This window comes from Conexibacter sp. CPCC 205762, from assembly GCF_030646155.1.
GTDB lineage: Bacteria > Actinomycetota > Thermoleophilia > Solirubrobacterales > Solirubrobacteraceae > Conexibacter.
Genome location: NZ_JAUTDN010000026.1, coordinates 38,509 through 59,490, shown reverse-complemented (window position 1 = coordinate 59,490; position 20,982 = coordinate 38,509). Strand labels below are relative to the sequence as shown.

General features: G+C 72.4%; 19 protein-coding genes and 1 riboswitch. Of the genes, 12 read left to right on the top strand and 7 right to left on the bottom strand.

Going from position 1 to position 20,982, the window contains the following annotated elements:
- Positions 1-67 precede the first annotated feature (67 nt).
- On the top strand, positions 68-901 hold the full coding sequence (locus tag Q7L73_RS18630) for an MBL fold metallo-hydrolase (RefSeq protein ID WP_304693222.1): 834 nt from the start codon (positions 68-70) through the stop codon (positions 899-901).
- Positions 902-928: 27 nt separating this feature from the next.
- Here the strand turns inward: Q7L73_RS18630 and Q7L73_RS18625 are convergent, their stop codons facing one another.
- Complete coding sequence (locus Q7L73_RS18625; protein ID WP_304693224.1) at positions 929-2,467, bottom strand: MFS transporter; 1,539 nt, start codon at positions 2,465-2,467, stop codon at positions 929-931.
- A 343-nt stretch (positions 2,468-2,810) separates the two neighbouring features.
- On the opposite strand from Q7L73_RS18625, the gene Q7L73_RS18620 reads away from it, so the two are divergent.
- The 3 genes from Q7L73_RS18620 (at position 2,811) to Q7L73_RS18610 (ending at position 5,433) form a co-directional block, all read left to right on the top strand.
- Positions 2,811-3,764, top strand: coding sequence for an alpha/beta hydrolase (locus Q7L73_RS18620; RefSeq protein WP_304693226.1), 954 nt, complete (start codon positions 2,811-2,813; stop codon positions 3,762-3,764).
- A 31-nt stretch (positions 3,765-3,795) separates the two neighbouring features.
- Positions 3,796-4,611: an SDR family NAD(P)-dependent oxidoreductase gene (locus Q7L73_RS18615; protein ID WP_304693228.1), complete on the top strand. Its 816-nt coding sequence runs from the start codon at positions 3,796-3,798 to the stop codon at positions 4,609-4,611.
- Positions 4,612-4,674: 63 nt separating this feature from the next.
- Positions 4,675-5,433: a FadR/GntR family transcriptional regulator gene (locus Q7L73_RS18610; protein ID WP_304693230.1), complete on the top strand. Its 759-nt coding sequence runs from the start codon at positions 4,675-4,677 to the stop codon at positions 5,431-5,433.
- A 38-nt stretch (positions 5,434-5,471) separates the two neighbouring features.
- Here Q7L73_RS18610 and Q7L73_RS18605 read toward each other — a convergent pair whose 3' ends face one another.
- Positions 5,472-6,221 (bottom strand): FadR/GntR family transcriptional regulator, encoded by a 750-nt coding sequence (locus Q7L73_RS18605; RefSeq protein WP_304693232.1) that lies wholly within the window; start codon positions 6,219-6,221, stop codon positions 5,472-5,474.
- 57 nt (positions 6,222-6,278) lie between these two features.
- Positions 6,279-6,461, bottom strand: a riboswitch (cobalamin riboswitch).
- Positions 6,462-7,191: 730 nt separating this feature from the next.
- Positions 7,192-8,619 carry a SpoIIE family protein phosphatase gene (locus tag Q7L73_RS18600; RefSeq protein WP_304693234.1) on the bottom strand — a complete coding sequence of 476 codons (1,428 nt, stop codon included), beginning with the start codon at positions 8,617-8,619 and terminating at the stop codon, positions 7,192-7,194.
- A 257-nt stretch (positions 8,620-8,876) separates the two neighbouring features.
- On the opposite strand from Q7L73_RS18600, the gene Q7L73_RS18595 reads away from it, so the two are divergent.
- The 5 genes from Q7L73_RS18595 to Q7L73_RS18575 all read left to right on the top strand — a co-directional run bounded on the left by Q7L73_RS18595 (position 8,877) and on the right by Q7L73_RS18575 (position 13,130).
- Entirely contained in the window at positions 8,877-9,437 is a 561-nt protein-coding gene (locus Q7L73_RS18595; protein ID WP_304693236.1) for a hypothetical protein, read from the top strand.
- Between the two features lie 32 nt (positions 9,438-9,469).
- On the top strand, positions 9,470-10,267 hold the full coding sequence (locus tag Q7L73_RS18590) for a PRC and DUF2382 domain-containing protein (protein ID WP_304693238.1): 798 nt from the start codon (positions 9,470-9,472) through the stop codon (positions 10,265-10,267).
- 89 nt (positions 10,268-10,356) lie between these two features.
- A complete protein-coding gene (locus tag Q7L73_RS18585; RefSeq protein WP_304693240.1) occupies positions 10,357-10,629 on the top strand; it encodes a hypothetical protein in 273 nt (90 codons plus the stop codon).
- Positions 10,630-10,774: 145 nt separating this feature from the next.
- Positions 10,775-12,022 (top strand): EAL domain-containing protein, encoded by a 1,248-nt coding sequence (locus tag Q7L73_RS18580; RefSeq protein ID WP_304693242.1) that lies wholly within the window; start codon positions 10,775-10,777, stop codon positions 12,020-12,022.
- A gap of 85 nt (positions 12,023-12,107) precedes the next feature.
- Complete coding sequence (locus tag Q7L73_RS18575; protein WP_304693244.1) at positions 12,108-13,130, top strand: hypothetical protein; 1,023 nt, start codon at positions 12,108-12,110, stop codon at positions 13,128-13,130.
- Between the two features lie 19 nt (positions 13,131-13,149).
- Here Q7L73_RS18575 and Q7L73_RS18570 read toward each other — a convergent pair whose 3' ends face one another.
- The 3 genes from Q7L73_RS18570 to Q7L73_RS18560 are packed head-to-tail and all read right to left on the bottom strand — an operon-like array spanning position 13,150 to position 17,417.
- Positions 13,150-15,276, bottom strand: a complete 2,127-nt coding sequence (locus tag Q7L73_RS18570) for a bifunctional diguanylate cyclase/phosphodiesterase (protein WP_304693246.1) — start codon at positions 15,274-15,276, stop codon at positions 13,150-13,152.
- Positions 15,260-15,736 (bottom strand): response regulator, encoded by a 477-nt coding sequence (locus Q7L73_RS18565; protein ID WP_304693248.1) that lies wholly within the window; start codon positions 15,734-15,736, stop codon positions 15,260-15,262. The genes Q7L73_RS18570 and Q7L73_RS18565 overlap by 17 nt, the downstream gene beginning before the upstream one ends.
- Positions 15,729-17,417 (bottom strand): ATP-binding protein, encoded by a 1,689-nt coding sequence (locus Q7L73_RS18560; RefSeq protein WP_304693250.1) that lies wholly within the window; start codon positions 17,415-17,417, stop codon positions 15,729-15,731. The genes Q7L73_RS18565 and Q7L73_RS18560 overlap by 8 nt, the downstream gene beginning before the upstream one ends.
- Positions 17,418-17,644: 227 nt before the next feature.
- Here Q7L73_RS18560 and Q7L73_RS18555 point away from each other — a divergent pair, with 227 nt between their 5' ends.
- The 3 genes from Q7L73_RS18555 to Q7L73_RS18545 all read left to right on the top strand — a co-directional run bounded on the left by Q7L73_RS18555 (position 17,645) and on the right by Q7L73_RS18545 (position 20,481).
- Positions 17,645-18,517 carry a hypothetical protein gene (locus Q7L73_RS18555; RefSeq protein ID WP_304693252.1) on the top strand — a complete coding sequence of 291 codons (873 nt, stop codon included), beginning with the start codon at positions 17,645-17,647 and terminating at the stop codon, positions 18,515-18,517.
- Positions 18,518-18,592: 75 nt separating this feature from the next.
- Complete coding sequence (locus Q7L73_RS18550) at positions 18,593-19,693, top strand: hypothetical protein (RefSeq protein ID WP_304693254.1); 1,101 nt, start codon at positions 18,593-18,595, stop codon at positions 19,691-19,693.
- A gap of 113 nt (positions 19,694-19,806) precedes the next feature.
- A complete protein-coding gene (locus Q7L73_RS18545; protein WP_304693256.1) occupies positions 19,807-20,481 on the top strand; it encodes a B12-binding domain-containing protein in 675 nt (224 codons plus the stop codon).
- 16 nt (positions 20,482-20,497) lie between these two features.
- Here the strand turns inward: Q7L73_RS18545 and Q7L73_RS18540 are convergent, their stop codons facing one another.
- Positions 20,498-20,818 carry a helix-turn-helix transcriptional regulator gene (locus tag Q7L73_RS18540; RefSeq protein ID WP_304693258.1) on the bottom strand — a complete coding sequence of 107 codons (321 nt, stop codon included), beginning with the start codon at positions 20,816-20,818 and terminating at the stop codon, positions 20,498-20,500.
- Between the last annotated feature and the right edge of the window lie 164 nt (positions 20,819-20,982).

The window sequence follows — 20,982 nt, the reverse complement described above, 5'->3', positions numbered from 1 at the left end:
TTACCATTATTTGATCCTACCGCGAGCGTGACAGCTCCAACCGCACACGAGCAAAGCGAGAACGAGCGTGAACGACACCCCGATTGATCTCGGCTTCGTCGGCCGCCGCGGCCTGATCGGCACGTGGCGGACGGAGACGTCGCTCGTCGACCCGGGCCCCGCCACCACGGTGCCCGCGCTGCTGCGGGCGCTCGACGGCTGGCAGCCGCAGACGATCCTGCTCACGCACATCCACTTCGACCACGCCGCCGCGACCGGCGAGCTGATCGAGCGCTGGCCCCAGACCGAGGTCGTCGTCCACGCCGCCGGCGCCCGCCACATGATCGACCCCTCGCGCCTGTGGGCGAGCGCCAAGCGCGTCTTCGGCGACGAACTGGAGCAGCGCTTCGGGTCGATGCGACCGGTGCCCGCGGCCAACATCCGCGCGCTGGAGGGCGGCGAGCGCGTCGCCGGCCTGCTCGCCGCCGCCACGCCCGGCCACGCCAAGCACCATCTCGCCTTCCTCGACGAGTCCAGCGGGCGCGCGTACGTCGGCGACGTCTGCGGCGTCGCGCTCGCCGGTGGCCCGGTGCTGCCGCCGACGCCGCCGCCGGACATCGACCTGGAGCTGTGGCGCCGGTCGCTCGGGCTGATCGCCGCCTGGGAGCCGCGCGAGCTGGCGCTCACGCACTTCGGCGCGATCGCCGATGCGGCCGCGCACCTCGACGCCGTCGCGGCCTCGCTCGAGCAGCACGAGCGGCTCGCGCGCGCCAACGATGACGAGGGCTATGCGAGCACGGTGCGCGGGCTTCTGGCGCCGCGCTGCGACGCCGAGGCGATCGCAGACTACGACCTGCTCGTGCCGCTGCTTCAGAACGCGCGCGGGCTCGCGCGAGCCCGCGCAGCGGCCGACGGGGACTGAGCCCGTCGGCCGCCGCCGCCGCGCCGTTCAGCTGTCGGCGCGCGTGAGCGGCAGCGAGGCGCTGCCGGTGCCCTCCAATCCCTCCAGCGCGTCGGTCCCCGGCCCGACCGGGGCGTCCTCTCCGTGGTGCGTGAGCACGCGCGGGACCGCGAACAGGCCGTTGGCGACCAGCGTCGCCGCCGCGACTCCGGCGAGGATGTAGAAGTCGACGGTGAAGCCGCCCTCGACCGGCACCGGCGTGCCGGCGATGTGGTTGGCGTTCATCACGACGATCATGATCGCGGTCATCAGCGCGCCGACCGGGAGCGCGAGCGCGTACTGGATGCCGAACGTGATCGACATGTTGTCCTGCCGGCCGGCGGCGGCGACCAGCGCCCAGCCGATGTTGAAGCAGATCACGATGCCGACGCCGTAGAGGGCCGTGCCGACGTACATCTGCCACAGGGCGTCGTGCGCGAGCGCGTACCAGAGGTAGGCGCAGACGCACAGCACGCCACCGAGCACCATCGGCGGGCGCGGCCCGACGCGCGGCAGCATGTGGCGCGAGATCGCCGACGCGAGGAAGGTGCCGGGCAGGATCGGCAGGAGCGTCAGCGACGACTCCAGCACGCTGGAGCCGAACCCGTAGCCGACCTCGGACGGCGTCTGCGCCAGCGCCGGGACGATCAGGTACATGCCGCTGGCGAGCGCCGCGACGCCGCAGTAGCTGAAGTAGCCGCTGAAGACCTGCCGCGTGTCCATGTCGCGGAAGTCGAGCAGCGCCTCCGTGGTGCGGCGCTGCTGCACGATCCAGGCGAGCAGCGAGATGACGCCGGCGGCGAACAGCGCGATCACGGCGGTCGAGCCCCAGCCCCAGCTCTCGCCGTTGCTGATCGCCAGCAGCAGGCAGATCAGCCAGACGCCGAGGCCTATCGACCCGATCCAGTCGAGCCGCACCTTCGTGCGCACCGCGCGCGGCGTCTCCTCGGCGACGAGCGTCAACCCCAGCAGGACGACGTAGCCGGCGGCGATGATCCAGAAGACCGCCGTCCACGACGTGCCGGCCTCGAGCATCAGCCCGCCCATGATCAGCGCGATCGGCGTCATGATCGAGATCACCGTGCCGTTCATCAGCGCCGCCGTCTGCATCGTTCTGGCGTCGCCGCGGATCTTCAGCATCGCCCACGCCATCGGAGCGGAGATCGCCATGCCGGTCAGCGCACGACCGATCACGAGCATCACGAAGCTCGACGCCAGCGCGCAGACGATCGAGCCGACGACGCCGAGCAGCATCAGCGGAATCAGCACCCGCCGGTGGCCGACGATGTCGGCGTAACGAGCGCTGAGGCCGAGCACTACCGCGCTGGCGAGGCCGAGCGCGTTGAGCGCCCAGCTCGTCTGCGCACCGGTCAGCCCGATGTCCGCCACCATCGTGCCGACGAGCGGCAGCAGCGCCACGCCCTGGATGTCGGTGACGATGCCGGTCGTTGCCAGCAGCACCAGGAAGAACGGGATGCTCGCCCCCAGTGCGACGGTTCCGCCGCCGACGCGCGCCGACCGGGGCAGCCCCGTTTGTTGCGTGCTCATCTTGCTCCCTTCTGCAGTTCGACTGCCGTGGGTGACCGGGCCGCACGCGACGGTCGCGCCAATCCATTTCCCGTGGTTTGGCTCGCCCTCGGGACGTCAGACGCGCGGCGCGCCCCACGGCTCGGCAGGTCGAACTCGACGCGGGCTGCGCGTCGCGACTCTCTCCTCCGCCCGGCGAGCGATCCCGCCGAACACGGCGACCCTCCCACGAATACGGTTGCGATGTCAAGGTCTGGCCTCTCCGAATCGCGATACCACCCATTCGAATTGGGTTGCATCGTCCTCAATCGTGCAGTTATGGTCTTTGGTAAGACCTCACAGGACGTCAATTCAGGAGAGAGCAATGAGCGAGATCGCCGCAATTCCGGCGACGGCTGAGGACGCCGCCGCCGACGAGGAGGTGCGAGCGTTCAACGAGGCGCTCGTGGGCGGGATGGCGCAGCTGGGCTGGACGTTCCCGCCAGTGTCGCTGGAGCACCTGCGCGGCGTGATGACCCGCGCCGGCGAGCCGTACCGCTCGCCGCGCGCGCGGACGCTGAGCGTGCCGTCACCCAGCGGCGAGATCGCGCTGCGGGTGATCGACAGCCCCGCGCCGACCGGCGTCTACGTCCACTGCCATGCAGGCGGATGGACGATAGGCGCCGCCGACCTGCAGGACGAGCGGCTCGAGCAGGTCATCGCCGCCACCGGCATGACAGCCGTCAGCATCGAGTACCGCCGCGCGCCCGAGCATCCCCACCCGGCCCCGCTGGACGACTGCGAGCACGCGACGCGCTGGGTCGCCGAGCACGCCGAGGAGGCGCTGTCGGCGCCGCCGCGCCTGGTGATCGCGGGCGAGTCGGCCGGCGCCAACCTGGCGCTCTGCACGCTGCTGCGGCTCAAGCGCGACGGCGCGCACAGCGCCGTCGTCGCCGCCAACCTGCTGTACGGCAACTACGACCTGACGATGACGCCCAGCCAGCGCTACGGCGACGACCGCTACCTGATCACGCGGCGCTCGCTCGAGTGGTTCTACGACTGCTACGTCCCCGACGCCGACCTGCGCGACGACCCGGACGTCTCGCCGTTGTACGCCGACCTCAGCGGCCTTCCGCCGACGCTCGTCAGCGTCGGTGCCGGCGACTCGCTCGTCGACGACTCGATCTTCCTCGCCTGGCGCCTGCGCGCCTGCGGGGTCGACTGCGAGCTGCAGCTGCTGCCGGGCCTCGAGCACGGCTTCGACTCCGCTCCGCTGCCGGCCGCGCAGGCCGCGGTCGAGCGAATCGACAGATACCTCGCCGCCGCGGTCGCGCGGTGAGCACCCGGCGGACACGGCGACAGGAGAGACGATGAGCAGCGCGGACAACGCACGGTATGCAGGAAGAGTCGCGGTCGTGACCGGCGGCGCATCCGGGATCGGAGCCGCGATCGTGCGGCGCCTGGTCGCCGAGGGCGCCTCGGTCGTCGCCGGCGACATCTCGGCGGACAGGCTGGCGGAGCTTGAGCGCGAGCTCGGCGATCGCTGCCACGGGGTCGCGGCCGACGTCACCAGCGAGGCCGACGTCGAGCGGCTCGTGGCGACCGCGGTCGATCGGTTCGGCGGGTTGCACGCCGGCTTCAACGTCGCGGGCGGTGGCGGCGGCGGGTCGTTGCTGGAGCAGTCCGAGGAGGACTGGCGCCGTGTGCTCGACCTCTGCCTGACCGGCGTCTTCCTGTCGATGAAGCACGAGGGGCGCGCGCTGCGCGAGGGCGGCGGCGGCGCGATCGTCAACATCGCGTCGCTCAACTCGACCGTCCCGATGTTCGGCGGCTCGGCCTACTGCAGCGCGAAGGCGGGCGTCGCGATGCTGAGCCAGTGCGGGGCGCTCGAGCTGGCCGAGCACGCGATCCGCGTCAACACCGTCTCGCCGGGGCTGACGGCCACGCCGCTGACGGCCGCGTTGACCGAGCTGCCCGGCGCGACCGAGGCCTACCTGGAGCGGATCCCGCTCAAGCGCGTCGGCAGCCCGGAGGAGATGGCCGCGGCGGCGCTGTACCTCGGCAGCGACGACGCCGGCTACGTCTCCGGCGCGAACCTGTTCGTCGACGGCGCGTGGGCCACCTCGACCTACCCGGACCTGCGGCCGTTCCTGGCGCAGCTGGCGCCGCCGGCCGCGGGCGCGTGAGCTGGGCGCGCTGGGCCACGGTAGGTGGCTTCGGCCAGGCCAAGCCATGATACGTTCAGGCCAATGGTCCGGCCAGCTGCCAACTCGCCCTTCCGGCCCCTGAACCAGCTCCGCGCGTTCGAGCAGATCGTCGTTCAGATCGAGGACGCGATCATCGGCGGTCGCCTGCAGCTGGGCGACCGCCTGCCGTCCGAGCGCGAGATGGCCGAGACCTTCGGCGTCAGCCGCGCCTCGGTGCGCGAGGCGCTGCGGGTGCTGGAGATGTTCGGCGTCGTGGTCGCCCGCCGCGGGACCGGCCCCGAGGCCGGCTCGGTGCTGGCGGCGGAGACCCAGAGCGGGCTCCAGAACGTGCTGCGGCTGCACGCCGGGCTGCTGAGGATCCCCGCCAACGACATCGTCGAGGTTCGCGCCGCGCTCGAGCGCCAGGTCGCCGAGCAGGCCGCCGTCAACGCGACCGAGGAGTCGATCGTCCAGCTGCGCGAGCTGATCGACGACATGGCCGAGGCGTCGACGATCCGCATCTACCACGAGCGCGACACCGAGTTCCACGTGCAGCTGGCGAGAGCGTCGGGCAACGCGCTGCTGCCGGTGCTGATGGAGGCGCTGCGCGGCGCGATGCGGCGCGCGATGCTCGACGGCTTCGAGCGCCTCTCCGACTGGCAGGAGGAGCGTGGCCGCCTGCTCGACGAGCACCGCCAGATCGTCGACCTGATCGAGCTGAGAGAGCCCGAGGGTGCGGCCAACGCGCTGCGCGCGCACGTCGTCCGCTTCTACCGGCACGTGATGGACGACGAGCGCCGCGGTCCGGGCGCGCACGGCTGACGCCCGCCGCGTGGCGGGCGCCGCCGGCACGCGGCTGCTCAGGCGACGACGGCCAGCGGCTTGGACGCGAGCGGGTCGCCGAGCGCGTGCGCGAACGCGAGCGCGCCGGCGGCGGCGTCGCCGCGATCGATCGCGTCGAACAGCAGGCAGTGCTCGGCCGCGACGCGTCCGGCGACCGCCTGCACGCTCGCGCCGCGCCGCGCGCCGAGCAGCTCGTCGCCCGCGGCGGACGCCAGCGCCGCGCAGCCGGAGGCGAGCTGGTCGGAGATGAGGCGCGCGGCGGCGACGTGCAGCTCGACGTCGGCGCGCAGCAGCTGCTGCCAGTCGTCGGACGCCGCCACCGCCCGGTTTGCGTCCGCCAGCTGCTCGCCGACGCTGCCGCGCCGCTCGCGCGCCAACGTGGTCGCCACATGCTGCTGGACGACCGCCAGCGGATGCAGCAGGTCGCTCGCCTTCGCGCCGGTCGCGAGCGCGTGCAGCCGCCAGGCGCAGCGCAGCCCCGCGTCGGTGCCGGCGACGACGTGTGAGCCGCTGCCGCCGCCCGATCCACGCCGCGCCTCGACGAGCCCGAACAGCTCGAGCGCGCGCAGCGCCTCGCGCACCGTCGCGCGGCTGACGCCCAGCTGCTCCGCCATCTGGCGCTCGCCCGGGAGCCGGTCCCCGACGCGGATCCGGCCGGCGACGAGCTCACGCTCGATCTCGGCGACGACATACGCGAAGGCGCGCGGCTTCTCGACCGGCGAGAAGACCGCCACACGCCGCTGAGCGGCCGACTGCTCGACATCCATCGCACTGCTCCCTTCAACCGACAGCCTGTACGCGAGGCCGTGATGATCGGATGCCGCCACCGAGGGCGGGAAGTCGGCAGGTCTTCGGGCTCGGACGCACACGGCTCACCTTCCCAGGACCTCAGGTCCCAGTGGCTCCATGGCCGCGTCTTGCGTCCCCACCGCTGCGCGCCAGCTCCGGACTCTGACCGGATTCCCTGACCCCGCTTCGCGAGGGAGACCGACTCCGCGCCAGATCGTAGCGCGCGCCCGACGCGGCGTCGAGCGGCCGTCACCGGCAGGGTCAGGGGTTGCGCACAGAGTCGCTGCACCGAGAATCGCTCGTGCGGGAACCGCCGGGCAACACGCGAACCCAGACCGCCGATCGTTCACCAGACGGTGACGAGAAGCGACCGGCAGGGTGGCGCGCCCGCGGGCCCGCTCACTCCGCCACGCCAAGAGGTAGAATCGCTAAATACCTTCTTCCGGTGTGTCGCGTCCTAACGTGCTGGCAGCTTCTCGCCACCACGTTGGACGAGCCTGGTGCACGCGAAGCGTTCGTCGCCCTGCTCGCCCGCGAGCAGGTGACGTACCACTGGCGGCGAGAAACAGGACAGCAAGCCTTACACATTCCGTACACGCCGGCCTGATTCCGGGGATCGCTGAGCGCTCCCCATATCGGGTCTTCTGCCCAGTGATACTGGACATCTAGGAAGATCTCGGCCTCTAGGGCGGCCCTCTCACGGCGGAAACCGGGGTTCGAATCCCCGTAGCGGTACTCCGAGAAAGCCTCGCCTCCGGGCGGGGCTTTCTTCGTCTCCGGTCGAGAACAGGCCGACGCCGCAGCCCTGGTTCTCGCACAGTTCTTGCACCAGGTCGTCGGGGCGGCTCGATCGTCGCGACCGAGGACGATCTCGCGGTTCGCAGTCGCCGCAGCTGCGCGCGGGTACGTCCGGCCGTCAGGTTGTCGTCGAGCGAATCGCTGACTCGGTCAGCGTTCGCTGGGCATGAGCACGGGCGTGAGAACGGCGATGGTCGCGTCGTCGACGAGGTCTTCGTCGTTGATCGTTCGGATGACGGCTTCGACGGCGCTGACGGCGCCGGCGGCCGAGGCTGATGGCGCGTCGCGGATGGCGTCGACGATCCCCTGGATGCTGAGGGCGTTGCCTTCTGGATAGGTGCGGTTGACGACGCCGTCCGATGCGAGCACGAGCCGGTCGCCGTCGTTGAGCCGGCGGGTGCGGACCTTGATGTCGCGCAGTCTTCTGGTCGCTCCCAGCGGCGGCAGTCGGGGGCCCTCGAGCAGGTCGCCGACGCCTTGCGCATCGACGACGATCGGGCCGAGCTCGCCGCAGGAGATCCACGAGAACGTCGACGTCGGCGCGACCCAGAGGCCGATCGTGGTCGTGACGGTCTTTCTTCTGAAGATCTGCCGGACTGTGTCGTCCATCAGCTCGACGATCTCGACCAGCTCGAGCGTCTGGTGCCGCCCTGAGCGGAAGGCGCCCAGCGCGACCGACGCCAGCGCGGCCGCCGCCGGGCCGTTGCCGTCGGCGTCGGCGGTCCCGATCCAGGTGCCGCTGGCGTTCTCGGCATAGTCGAACCAGTCGCCGCCGATCTCGTAGCCGGGCAGGACGTTGGCGGCGATCATCGCTCCGGCGGTGCGCACGATGCGCGGCGGCAGCAGGTTCTGCTGGATCTCGGCCGCCGGGCTGGTGGCACGCACACGGCGGATCGCGTCGAGGTGGTCGGTGTAGTGCTCGGCCAGCGCGAGTGCCGCGGCCGCCTCGTAGGCGAGGTCGTCGAGGCCGTCGTCGGCGTGTCCGACCGCGACCAGCACGCCGATCGCGCGCCCGCGCAGCGCGAGCGGGGCGACGGCCGTGCCCGGAAGGTGCTCCTCGATCATCGCGAGCAGCGCCGGGAAGCCCTCGCGCGGGATCTCCGTCCCGACCGCGAGCGGCACCGGCAGCGTCTGCGGGAACGCCTGCGGGCCGGCCAGCCGCGTCAGGTTCGTGCCCTCGAGATCGACGAGGTAGACGGCCGCCGCCGAGACGCCCTTGATGCGCTGGGCCTCGGCGACGATCTGGTCGCCGAGCAGATGCGGCGGGACCTTGTTGAGCACGTCGGCGACCGACAGCGGCGTCGGCGTCGCGCGCGCGAGCTCTCCTGGCGGGCGCAGGCTGTCCTCGACGTTCTCCGTCGCGACCTGGCGGACCTCGTCGTTGATCGCCGCCAACAGATCCGCGCGCGTCGGAAAGTGGCGGTAGAGGGTGCCGCGGCTCACGTTGGCGGCCTTGGCGACCTCTTCCATCGAGGTCCGCGGACTGCGGCTCAGCTGCTCGCCGGCGATGGCGAGGATGTGGACGCGGTTGGCGGCTCCGTCGGAGCGCTGTTGGCGCGAGCGTCTTCTGCGTGGCACACCCAGAGCATGTCCAGAACAAAACGACACAAACTGTCCGGACTAATCCGGTGTATCGCTCAGTCAGCAGGGAAGCTGGTCTGAGAGTCCGCCGAGATGTTCTGATTTGTCTCGGCTCCACTGACCGGAGGCGTTCACGTCTCTCGAAAGGTCGTGCCCATGTTCGTCTCGATCAGCGTCGACGACCCCCTTCAGCAGCGGCTCGACGGCTTCGACGAGATGCTGGCGAAGTCGCGCCCCGCGAGCCGGTGATCCCGATGGCGCACGAGAACGCCACCCACACCGAGAAGGGCGCCGGCCTGGCTCGCGGCCCGGCGCTCGTGCTCGGCACGATCCTGCTCGCCGCCGGCCTCTACCTGCTCTACAAGCAGAACGACTTCCCGCCGCTGTCGCAGTTCCCGGACGGCAGCGCGAAGCCCGACGGCAAGGTCTTCTTCGGGATCTTCGGCGCCAACGGCTGGACGGGAATGTTCACCGCGATCGCCGGCGGACTGCTGCTGTTCGGCGCCGCCCAGCACCTGCTCGCCAAGACGATGAGCCTGGTCGTCGGCCTCGCGCTCGCGGCCTGCGCGCTGATCGCGCTGGTCAGCGGCGACGGCGTCCTCGGCCTCGCCGCCGCAAACGGCGCGACCGAGCTGGCGTGGGCGATCGCCGCCGTGATCCTGCTCTTCAACACGCTCGCCCCTCGGCGCAAGAAGACCGTCGTCGACGACCCGCCTCGCCAGCCCGTCGATGCGCGACGCACCCCGCGTGACGAGCAGCGCGTCGCGGCGCCCGCGGCTGGCGCGCGCGCCAGCCGGCTCCCCACCGACCGATGACCCATCCCACCCCCACGAGGAGGACCACCCGCATGCCCACGATCGACCAGATCAACGCCTGGCGCGGCGAGAAGCTCTACAGCACCGACGGCGACAAGCTCGGCACGATCGAGGAGATCTACCTCGACCAGCAGACCGACCAGCCCGAATGGCTCGCTGTCCGCACCGGCCTCTTCGGCGGCAACGTGTCCTTCGTGCCGCTCGCGGAGGCCGCCGAGCACGACGGCGAGGTCCGCGTCCCGTACGACAAGGGCCACGTCAAGGACGCGCCCAACGCGGAGGCCGACGGCGAGCTCTCCCAAGAGGAGGAGGCCGCGCTCTACCGTCACTACGGACTCAGCTACTCCGAGGCCGGCTCCGACACCGGCCTGGCCGCCGGCACGAGCGGAGGCGGGGACGCCTCGCGCGACGACGAGCGCCGAGCGGTCGGCCACGATACCTCGGGCCCGACGACCGACGACGCGATGACCCGCTCCGAGGAGGAGCTGCGCGTCGGCACGCGCGAGGTCGAGACCGGCCGCGTGCGGCTGCGCAAGTACGTCGTCACCGAGAACGTCACCAAGACCGTCCCCGTCAGCCACGAAGAGGTCCGCATCGAGCGCGAGCCGATCAGCGACGCCAACCGCGACGACGCGCTCGACGGCCCCGGCATCTCCGAGGAAGAGCACGAGGTCGTGCTCCACGCCGAAGAGCCCGTGGTCGAGAAGCAGACCGTCGCCAAGGAGCGCGTCCGGCTCGACACCGAGACCGTCACCGGTGAGGAGCAGATCTCCGAGGAGGTCCGCAGAGAGCGCATCGAGACCGACGGTGCCGACGGCCCTCGACACTGAACGGAGAGGCCGGTTCACGCACGCGTGAACCGGCCTCTCGTGGTCCTCGTCGTCGTCCGCGAGCGTGGCGGTGAAGGTCGCGCTGACCGGTGACCACGCGCCGGCGATCGCGCGCCAACGTGCTCTTCGCGGTCGAGGCGGCGCGCCGCTGGGCCGCGGACGGCGTCGTCGCCAACGCGCTCAACCCGGGCGGCATCTGGACGCCGCCGCAGCGCCGCTGGAGCGCAGAGAGACGGGCGCAGAACGAGCGCTTCTCGCGTCAGGCCGAGGAGAGCGGCCTGTTCCGCATGAAATCGCCCGAACAGGGCGCCGTGACCTCGGTCTTCCTCGCCGCCGCGCGCGCAGGCGCACTCCGGCCATGACACGGAACGGCGGCGCCCTCGCTGCGCCAGCCGGCATTTCGGCGCTCTCCCCCACCGTGCTGCGCGACATCGCGGCGTTCGCGTGGTGACCGCGGCGGCAAATCCGCTTGAGTCGCCCTCGTGGAGCGCCGATGCTGGCGTTGAGATGCCCGAATCCGCCCCAGTCGCCGCGCGCGACACCGACGCGCTCGACGCCGCGCTCCGGCCCGGAGGCCTGCGTCCCGCATTCCAGCCGATCGTCGACCTCGCCGATGGCCGCCCGGTCGGCTACGAGGCGCTCGCGCGCGGCCTGCCGGGAGCGGCGCTGGCCCGTCCCGACCAGCTGTTCGCGGCCGCGCGCGCCGCCGGCCGGCTGGTCGAGCTCGACTGGGCCTGCCGGCTCGCGGCGCTGGAGTGCTCGACCGCGCTCGACACGACGCTGTTCGTGAACGTCGAGCCCGAAGCGCTCGGCGAGACGGTGCCGAGCGACGTGCGCGACCGGGTCCGCGCGCTGGCGCGGGGCCGCGACGTCGTCGTCGAGCTGACCGAGCGTGCGCTGGCGTCGCGCCCCGCCGAGCTGCTGCAGACCGTCGACCGGCTGCGCGAGCGCGGGCTCGGCGTCGCCGTCGACGACATCGGCGCGGAGACGAGCTCGCTCGCGCTCCTGCCGCTGCTGGCGCCCGACGTGGTCAAGCTCGACCTGCGGCTGGTCCAGCAGCGCCCGACGCGCGAGCTGGCGACGATCGTCAACGCCGTCCGCGCACATCGCGAGCGGACCGGCGCGCAGGTGATCGCCGAGGGAATCGAGACGGAGGAGCACCGCGAGGTCGCTCGCGCCGTCGGTGCGACGCTCGGGCAGGGCTGGCTGTTCGGGCGTCCCGGGCCGCTGCCGGCGGAGCCTGTCGCCGGTCGCGTTCCGCGCGTCTCCGGGACGCTTCCCGTCGCCGGCGCGACGCCGTATGACGTGGTGCGCCGGGTGCGCCCGGTGGAGCGTTCGACCAAGCCGCTGCTGCTGGCGATGTCCGACCAGCTCGAGGAGGCCGCCGAGAGCCTCGACCGGGACGTCGTCGTGCTCTCGGCCTTCCAGACCGCCGAGCGCTTCACCCCGGCGACCGCGCGGCGCTACGAGCGGCTCGCGGCGCGTGCCGCCTTCGTCGGCGCGCTCGGCGTCGACCTGCCGGCCGAGCCCGCGCGCGGCGTGCGCGGCGGGCGGCTGCCGGTCCCCGACCGTTTGGCCGACGAATGGAGCGTCGTCGTCGTCGGCCACCACTTCGCCGCGGCGCTGGTCGCGCGAGACCTCGGCGACGACGGACCCGAGGCCCAGCGGCGGTTCGACTTCGCCGTCACGCACGACCGCGACCTCGCGGTCGCCGCCGCCGCGACGCTGCTGCGCCGCATCGAGCCGATCGACTGAGACGGCCGAGGGCGGCGGCACGCGGGCGGCCTTCCGTGCCGGTCTGGTATACGAAGCTGTCCGGCATCCCGACCCGAGGTGTCTCGTGCTCCATCCGCTCTCCCGCTCCTGCTCAGCGCTGGTGGCCGCCGCCGCGGCGGCACTGCTGCTCGCCCCCTCCGCGCAGGCGACGTTCCCGGGCGCGAACGGCCGCCTCGGCGTGAGCTACGGCGCCGGGGACGCCGACGACGGTCTCACCTCCGGGCTCTTCACCGGCCTCCCGTTCGCGCCCGCGAACGCGAAGCGGCTCGGCTGGACGGGCGAGGCGTGCGGCGACCAGCCGTTCGACCCCGCATATCCGGACGGACCGAGCTGCGCCGCCGGCTCGGGAGTCGCGTTCAACAACTCCGGCAGCGTCGTCGCGTTCAGCGCCTCGACCGCGAGCGGCAGCGGACAGCTCGCGATCGCCGCCGCGGACGCGACCGGCATCGCGCTGCTGCCGCCGCAGACGGCGAGCGACCAGCAGCCGTCGTTCGCGCCGACCCCGTTCGGGAGCGCCGCCTCGACGCAGCTCGTCTTCCAGGGGCAGAGCGGCGCGTCCGGAGGTCAGACCGACCTCTACACGCTCACGCTCGCGCTCGCCGCCGCACCCGCGACGGCGGCGGGGCTGACGCAGATCACCCGCCTCGGCGACGCGACGGCGCCTGACTGGAGCAGCGGCAACCGGATCGTCTTCACGCATGCCAGACAGCTCTACGCGATCGGCGCCGGCGGCAGCGGGCTGACGCGGCTGACGAGCGCCGGCGGCGACCAGGCGGCGTGGTCGCCGGGCGGCACCGCGGTCGCGTTCGCCCGCAACGGCGCGATCTGGCGCATGGGGGTCGGCGCGCGCGGAGCCGGCACGAGCGCGCTGCGGCTGACGAGCGGCGGAGGGGCCTCCTGGCCGGTCTGGTCACCCGACGGCACGGCGATCGCGTACGAGCGCGCGAGCGGCAACTTCAGCTCGATCTACACGGTCCCGGCGCGCGGCGGCAGACCGCGGCTCGCGATCAGCGGGCTCGCGTTCGCGCGGACGACCGGCGGCAGCGCGCTCGGACCGGGCCGCATCGGCTGGCAGGCGCTGCGCTGAGACGCGCCTGCTGGCGCGTCTACGCGCGCAGCGCCGAGCGCGGCGGGGCGGTGACGGCGCGCGGCTGCCAGTCGGCGAGCAGACGGCGTGTGCCCTCCGCGTCCAGCGGACGTGAGAAGAGGTAGCCCTGGCCGTAATCGCAGCCGAGCGCCTTCAGGCGCGCGAGCTGCTCGGGCGTCTCGATCCCCTCCGCCACGACGCGCATGCCGAGGCTGTGCGCGAGCGTGATCGTGGAGCGGACGATCACGTCGCTGCTCTCGTCGAGCGCGGCGACGAAGCTGCGGTCGATCTTCAGCGCGTCGACCGGCAGCCGCTGCAGCGCCGCCAGCGACGAGTAGCCGGTGCCGAAGTCGTCGAGGTGCAGCCCGACGCCGGCTGTGCAGAGGCCGTCGACCAGCTCTCTCAGCAGCTCCGGCTCGTGCACGAGCGTGCTCTCGGTGATCTCCAGCGTCAGCGCCTGCGGCGGCAGGCCGGCCCGCGTGAGCGCGGAGGCGACCTGCTCGGGCAGCTGCGGGTCGACGATGTGCCGGCCGGAGATGTTGACGCTGACGGAGAGGTCGGCGGAGGCGCTGCGATCGGTGCGCAGCTTTGCGAGCGCCGACAGCGCGGAGCGCAGGACGTGCAGCCCGAGCGCTCTGATCAGGCCGGTCTCCTCCGCGATCGGGATGAACTCGCCCGGCGAGACCGGCGACCAGTCGGAGGGCCAGCGGGCGAGCGCCTCCAGCGCCGTCACCTGTCCGCTGGCGAGGTCGACGATCGGCTGGTAGTGGACCTCCAGCAGCGCGTCCTCGACCGCGTGCCGCAGCTCGTGCTCGCACGCCATCCGGTCGATGCGACGGCGGTGCATGCCCTCGTCGAAGACGGCGTTGCTGCCGCCGCCGCGGCGCTTCGCGTCGTACATCGCGATGTCGGCGTTGCGCAGCAGCTCAGCTGCCGAGCGCTCGCCGTCGGCGAGGCAGATGCCGATGCTGGCGGTCACGAACAGCGAGCGGCCGTCGAGCAGGACCTCGGATCTCGTCTGCTGCTGGATCCGCTCGGCCGCCGCGAGCGCGTCCTCTGCCCGTGTGACGTCGTCGAGCAGGATCGCGAACTCGTCGCCACCGAGCCGCGCGACGGTGTCGGCGGGCCGCAGCAGCGCCGAGATGCGCGCGGCGAGCGCGACGAGCAGCTCGTCGCCGACCGCGTGACCGAGCCCGTCGTTGACGAGCTTGAAGCGGTCGACGTCCATGAAGAGGACGGCGCAGCGCGGCTTCGGCTCGCGCGTCGTGCGCCGCAGCGCATGCTCGAGCCGGTTGGTGAAGAGGGCCCGGTTCGGCAGGCCGGTCAGGCCGTCGTGGAGCGCGTCGTGCTGAAGGCGCTGCTCGGCCCGGCGCCGCTCGCTGACGTCGGAGAGAGATCCGGCCATCCGCGTGGCGGCCCCGTCCTCGTCGCGGATCGCGAGGCCGCGGCTGAGGACCCACAGCCACGTGCCGTCGACGTGCAGCATCCGGTGCTCGACCTCCAGCACCGGGGTGCGGCCGCTGACGTGCGCGTCGATCGCGGCGCGCACGAGCTCGAGGTCGTCGGGGTGGACGCGCGACAGCCATGCGTCCGGATCCGCCTCGCGGGTCTCCTCCTGCCGCCCGAGGATCGCGTGCCAGCGCGGCGAGAAGTAGATGCGGTCGCGCGTCAGGTCCCAGTCCCACAGGCCGTCGTTGGCAGCCCGCACCGCCAGCGCGTAGCGCTCCTCGCTGCGGCGCAGGTCGTTCAGCGCGCGCTGATGGTTCATCGCGTAGCGGATCGAGCGCTCCAGCGAGCAGCCGTCGAGCTCCTGCTTGACGAGGTAGTCGGTGACGCCCAGCGACGTCGCTTCGAGGTCGAGCTCGTAGTCGCTGCGACCGGTGAGCATGATCACCGGGGCGTTCGCGCGCATGCCGGCGCTCTCGCGCACGAGGTCGAGCCCGCTGCGCGCGCCGAGATGGATGTCGAACAGGTAGACGTCGTGACCGCCGGCGCGGATCGCCCGCAGCGCCTGCTCGTAGTCGCGGCACCACTCGACCGCGAAGCGGGCGCGGTCCTGCCGCCCCAGCAGGTCGCTCGTGACGACGTAGTCGTCCTCGTCGTCGTCGACCAGCAGGACCTTGACCGGCTCACGTGGGAAGGGCATCGCCAACCCCCTGTCTCGGCAGCTCGACGACCTCGAACCAGTACTCGGTCCAGACGCGCATCACCTCGACCAGCCCGGCGAACGTCACCGGCTTGGTGACGAACCCGCTGACGCCGAGGTCGTAGGTGCGCAGGATGTCCTCCTCCGCTCTGGAGGTCGTCAGCACGACGACCGGTATCTGGCGCAGCAGCGGGTCGGCCTTGATCTCGGCGAGCGCCTCGCGGCCGTCCTTGCGCGGCATGTTGAGGTCGAGCAGGATGATCCCGGGGCGCGGCGCCTCCGCGAGGCTGTCCGCGTAGGCGCCCTCGCGGCGCAGGTACTCCATCAGCTCCTGCCCGTCGACGACCGTGCGCAGCTCGTTCAGCAGGCGGCCGTGCTCGAGCGCCTCCAGCGTCAGCTCGCGATCGTCCTCGTCGTCGTCGGCCAGCAGGATCACCAGCGGCTTGCCGCGGTCAGACATGGAGCGTCTCCTCCGCGTCGCGCATGTGCGCGCCGCGCTCGTCGTCGGAGCGGATCACGATGACTTCCTCTGTTCGGTCGGTTGGCAGCTCGACGGTGAAGGTCGCGCCGACGCCGGGGACGCCGTCGGCTCTGATCGAGCCGCCGTGGCGCTCGACGATCTTGCGGCAGAGCGCCAGCCCGATGCCGGTGCCCGGATACTCGTGACGGCCGTGCAGACGCTCGAAGACGCGGAAGATCCGCTCCTCGTAGCGCGGTTCGAAGCCGATCCCGTTGTCGCGCACGGTCAGGACGGCGCGGCGGTCGACGTGCGTCGCAGCGAGCTCGACGGTCGGCGTCGCGTCCGCGCGCGCGAACTTGAGCGCGTTGGAGACGAGGTTCTGCAGCAGCTGCCGCATCTGCCGCGGATCGGCGTTGATCGTCGGCAGCTCGCCGACCGTGACGGTCGCCCCGCTGCGCTCGACCTCCTGGTCGAGATCGGCGAGCACCTCGCGCGCGACGACGGCGAGGTCGACGGGCACGAACGGCTGCCCCTGCGTCGCGACGCGCGAGTAGCGCAGCAGGTCCTCGACCAGCTGCTGCATCCGGGCAGCCGCCGAGTTCGCGCGCTCGAGGTAGTCGATCCCCTTCTCTGAGAGCCGCTCGGACTCCATCGTCTGGAGGCGGCCCGTGAACGTCCGCACCTTGCGCAGCGGCTCCTGCAGGTCATGCGAGGCGATCGACGCGAACTGGTCGAGCTCGTCGTTGGAGCGGGCAAGCTCCGCGGCGCGGCGGCTGAGCGCATCGTTGGCCCGCGCCAGCTCGTCGTTGAGGTCGCCGAGCGCGACGTTGGCGGCGCGAGCGCGGTCGCCGGCGCGCTGCGCGCGGCGGGCGAGCGCGAAGGCGGCGAGCGAGACGAGCAGCAGCGACGCGAGGATGCCCCACGGCAGCCATCTGCGGACCCCCGAGACGCTCGCGAACAGCGGTCTGGCAGGCGCCGCGAGCAGCAGCCGCCAGGTCGAGGAGCTGAAGCGGACCTGATCGTAGTAGCGGCCGTTGATCATGCCGGAGCTCTGCGCCAGCGCTCTGACCTCGGCCGGTCTGCGGAAGACGTGCCCGGTCGCCAGTCTCGGGTTCGTCGACGCGATCAGCGCGCGATTGCCGTCGATCAGGTAGCTGTAGGCGCCGGCGACCCCGGGGATCTTCGCGAGCTCTGCGACGAGGAACTGGCTCAGCGTCGACGGCAGCATCCCGGCGACCAGGATCCGATCGCCGTTGTCGGTCGGGATCCGCACCGCGAGGTTGATCACGCCGCTGCCGCCGTAGGGAAGGATGTTCCCGAGGCCGTAGCGGTGGCCGTCGCGCACGAGCCGCACGGCGGCGGAGTCGGCGAGGTCGGCGCGCGCCTGCGCGGTGAAGCCGCCCGAGGCTGCCAGCACACGCTCGCCGGCGGGATCGAGCAGCAGCAGATAGGCGTGCGAGCCGCGGCCGGCCTCCATCGTCGCGGCGGAGACGACGCGTCCTCCGTAGCGGTTCGGGTCCTCGCCGAGCTGCTGGGCGGAGGACTGGAAGAAGGCGTCGAGCAGCGAGGTCGCGAGCGTCGCCCGCTCGTGCACGCGGTCGGTGACGTCGCGCCGCACCTTCGCCTGCGTGTCGGCGAGCTCGAGCGCGAACGCCGTCAGCAGCATCGCCGCCGCGAGCACGGCGGCGACGCTCCACCAGCGCGAACCGCGCCCCCGCGATGCACCGGACCTGGACACTCGCTCCAACACCTGTCCAGATATCGGCCGGCTTCTCACGCACCTTGAGCGCTTGACCGCGAATTGCGTCAGCGGGCGTCCCGCAGGTTCAGTAGCGGACTACTGATGCGGGCCGTCCGCCGCAGCGCGAGGATGCGCCCCTGCCAACCTTCCGCCCAGGAGTCCCATCGATGCGCCCAGATCGAACCTTCCGTCGTCTCGTCGTCCGGACGTGGGCCGGCGCCGCCCTCGTCGCGCTGCCACTCGCCGTCGCGGCGCCGACCGCCGGCGCCGCGCCGGGCGGCACGCTGTACGTGCAGCAGGCGGCCGACGCCACCCTCCGCCAGGTCGGCGGCGGCTGGCGCCTCACGCTCGCGCGCCCGCTCGGGCGCGTGACCACGTTCGCGGACCGGCCGGCCCGCACGGGCGGCTCGATCGGGCTCGCCCGCTTCGTCTCCGGCTGGTCCCGCAGCTTCGGCGGCGACGCCCCGAACGCGGCGCTGGAGCTGACCGGAGCGCCCGCCGGCCGCGACCTCGTGCTGCTGCAGCTCTCGCGACCGCGCTACGACCGGCGCCGCGACCAGCTCGTCTTCTCCGTCAAGCCGCTGCGCCGTGTCGCCCCTGGCAGCGCGCTCGCCGCGCTCGCACGCCGCGCCGACCGCGGCGTCAAGGGCGACCTCGGCCGCGTCTCGCTGTTCATCGACGACGGCGGGCCCGCGAACCTGCTGACGCTCCAGCTCGGGCAGATCGGCCCCGGGCAGCAGCTGACGATCGGGTTCCCGAGCGGCTCGACCTTCTCCTTCGACCCCGCCGCCAGCTTCCTCTCCAACAGCGCCGGCCTGCAGTGGGGAGCGGGCCCGAACGAGCTGGACGCCGCCTGCGGCGGCCGCTACGGCGCCTGCAGCGGCAGCGTCTCGATCGCCGTCGACGCTCCCGCCGACCAGCCGCTGACCGGCGTCGTCGTGATGCCCACCGCCGGCACGGTCACCGCCTCCTGGGCCGGCGGACCGCAGACCGCCTTCGCGCAGGCCGGCGGCGCGTTCAGCCTCCCGCCGGCCCCCTGACGAGACAGCGCCGCAACGACGTTCGGGAAAGCGGGGTTTCGGGAATCGGTCGAAGCCATGATCCGGATCCTCGCCGTGCTGCTGGTTTCCCTGGCGGTCCTCGCCGCCCCTGCGGGAGCGCTTCCCGGCGACCCGCCGATCACGTCCGTCTCGCCGGGAGACGGCGCGCAGGTGAAGGCCGACCGCAGCGGGATCGAGGTGCGGTTCGGCTGCCCCGCGTATCGCAAGGACGTGTTCGGCGACGTCGAGGCGCCGATCGTCGACGTCGGCTCGGCGGAGGACTACGACGTCGCCTTCTCGCCGGCCCCGGCGCTCGACGCGCGCGGCGTGCTGGCGACGCGCTATGCGAGCGCACGACCGATCACGCCGTCCGGGGACGGCGCCACGTGCACGACGGTGCTCGACACGGAGGACTCCGCGACCTCCCCGGAACAGGTCGGAGGGCGCGTCTTCTGGCAGGTGTCGCGCAGCTGCGTCGGCTGCGGCGGCAGCCAGCTCGAGCTGGGCCCCGTTCGCTCCTTTCGCGTCACGGCGACACCGGTCGCGAGCCGGATCGCGGCGCCGCGAGCGGTCTATGCCGGATATCTGACGAAGCTGCAGGTGCGCTCCGACGCCGAGGTGGGCGGCGCGCAGGTGACGCTCCAGCGGCAGGCCGGCAGACGCTGGGTCGCGCTGGGGAGAGCGGCATACGGAAAGAGAACGGACTTCTACGTGACGCTGCCTGCGGGGCGGCAGCGGCTGCGCGCCGTTGTCGAGACGGCTGCCGCACGTTCGGCAGGATCGCCCCGCGAGCTGCGTGTCCGCCCGGACCGCGGCCGCGTCACCAGCGCCCGCGACGACGGCGCCTATGCCGCCCCGGCCGGAAAAGCGAAGGTCGCGTTCCGCGTCACCGGCGGCGGACGTCTGCTGCGCGATTTCAGCGCGAGCGTGACCGCCTTCTGCATCGGACCGACGGTCGAGACGAACGGACTCCAGATTCTCTTCGCAGGCGTCGAGTCGGCGCGGATCGCGCCTGACGGGTCCGTCACCGGCCGCCTGCAGACGAAGAGCAGACGACTCGAGGCAGTCGTGATCGGTCGGCTGCGCGACGGCCGCTTCAGCGGCGAGGCGTCGATCTCGATCGCGACCTCGCGCTGTTCCGGAACGCGCAGCGTCACCGCGGCCAAGCGGCGCTGACGCCAACAGCCCGCCCGCGAGACTCGGCCTGTGAGATACTCATCCGCGGTCGACTGACGGCGAACGCCCCAGCCCTTGTCGGACGCGGACGAAGACCGGTTCCCGCGCGCCCGATGACCGTCGACCCGTCCCACACCCAGCTCTCGTCGCTGCTCGACCGCTACCTCCGCGCGCTGCTCGACGGCGACGTCGTCGCGGCGCGCGCATGCATCGGCGACGCGTTGGAGCTGCTTGCGCCCGAGGCCGTCTACACGCAGGTCGTCGCCGCCGCCCTGAGCGCGATCGGCGACGGCTGGGAGAGATCGACGGTCACGATCGCCGAAGAGCATCTCGCGACCAGCCTCAGCGAGGTGATCGTCGCCGACCTCGCCAGCCGCCTCGCGCGATCTCGGCGCCGGCACCGGACCGTGATCGTCGCCTGCGGGCCGAACGAGCTGCACGCGGTCGGCAGCCGCATCGTCGCCGACTTCCTCGACGCCGACGGCTGGGACGTGCTCCACCTCGGCGCGATGACGCCCGGTCCCGCGCTCGCCGAGCTGGCCGTCGCCCGCAACGCCTCGGTCGTCGCGATCTCCGTCGCGCTGTCGAGCCATCTGCCCGAGGTCGGCAAGGCGTGCGCACGCCTGCGCGCGCTGCCGTTCGCCCCGTTGGTCGTGCTCGGCGGCCAGGCCGTCTCGGACGAGCAGATCGCGCGAGCCGCCGGAGCCGACTTCACGGCAGGCTCGCTTCCGGAGCTGCTGCGACGGCTCGACGAGCGGCTGCCGCGCCACGAGCCGCCCGCGCGCTGATCCACGCGCGCGGGCGCTACCGCCTGACGGCCCTGTGCTTCGCCGCCGGCGCGGCGAGGTCGCCGAGGATCGCGCTGCTCTCCTGCAGCTGCGAGGTGAGGATCTCGCGCGCGACGGCCAGCAGCTGGAAGGTGCGCGGGTCCTTGACGCGGTAGTAGACCTTCACGCCGTCCTTGCGGCTCTCGAGCACGCCCTGCCGGCGCATCGCGGTCAAGTGCTGCGAGGTCCCGCCGGACTCGAGCTCGAGCGCGGACTGCAGCTCGCCGACGGTCAGCTCGCCGTCGCGCAGCAGCTCGAGGATGCGAACGCGGGCGGGGTGCCCCAGCAGACGGAACATGTCCGCTTTGAGGCGATAGATCGGATGCACCTCCCCGTCCGGGCCTCTCATCAGCGGAGACGACTCACGGCTCGGCATCTGCCCGACGATACCGCACGTCATCGGCACGGCCGTCGCGCTCGCGACAGAGGATCGACACGCGGAAACATCTTCAGTTCTTCTAA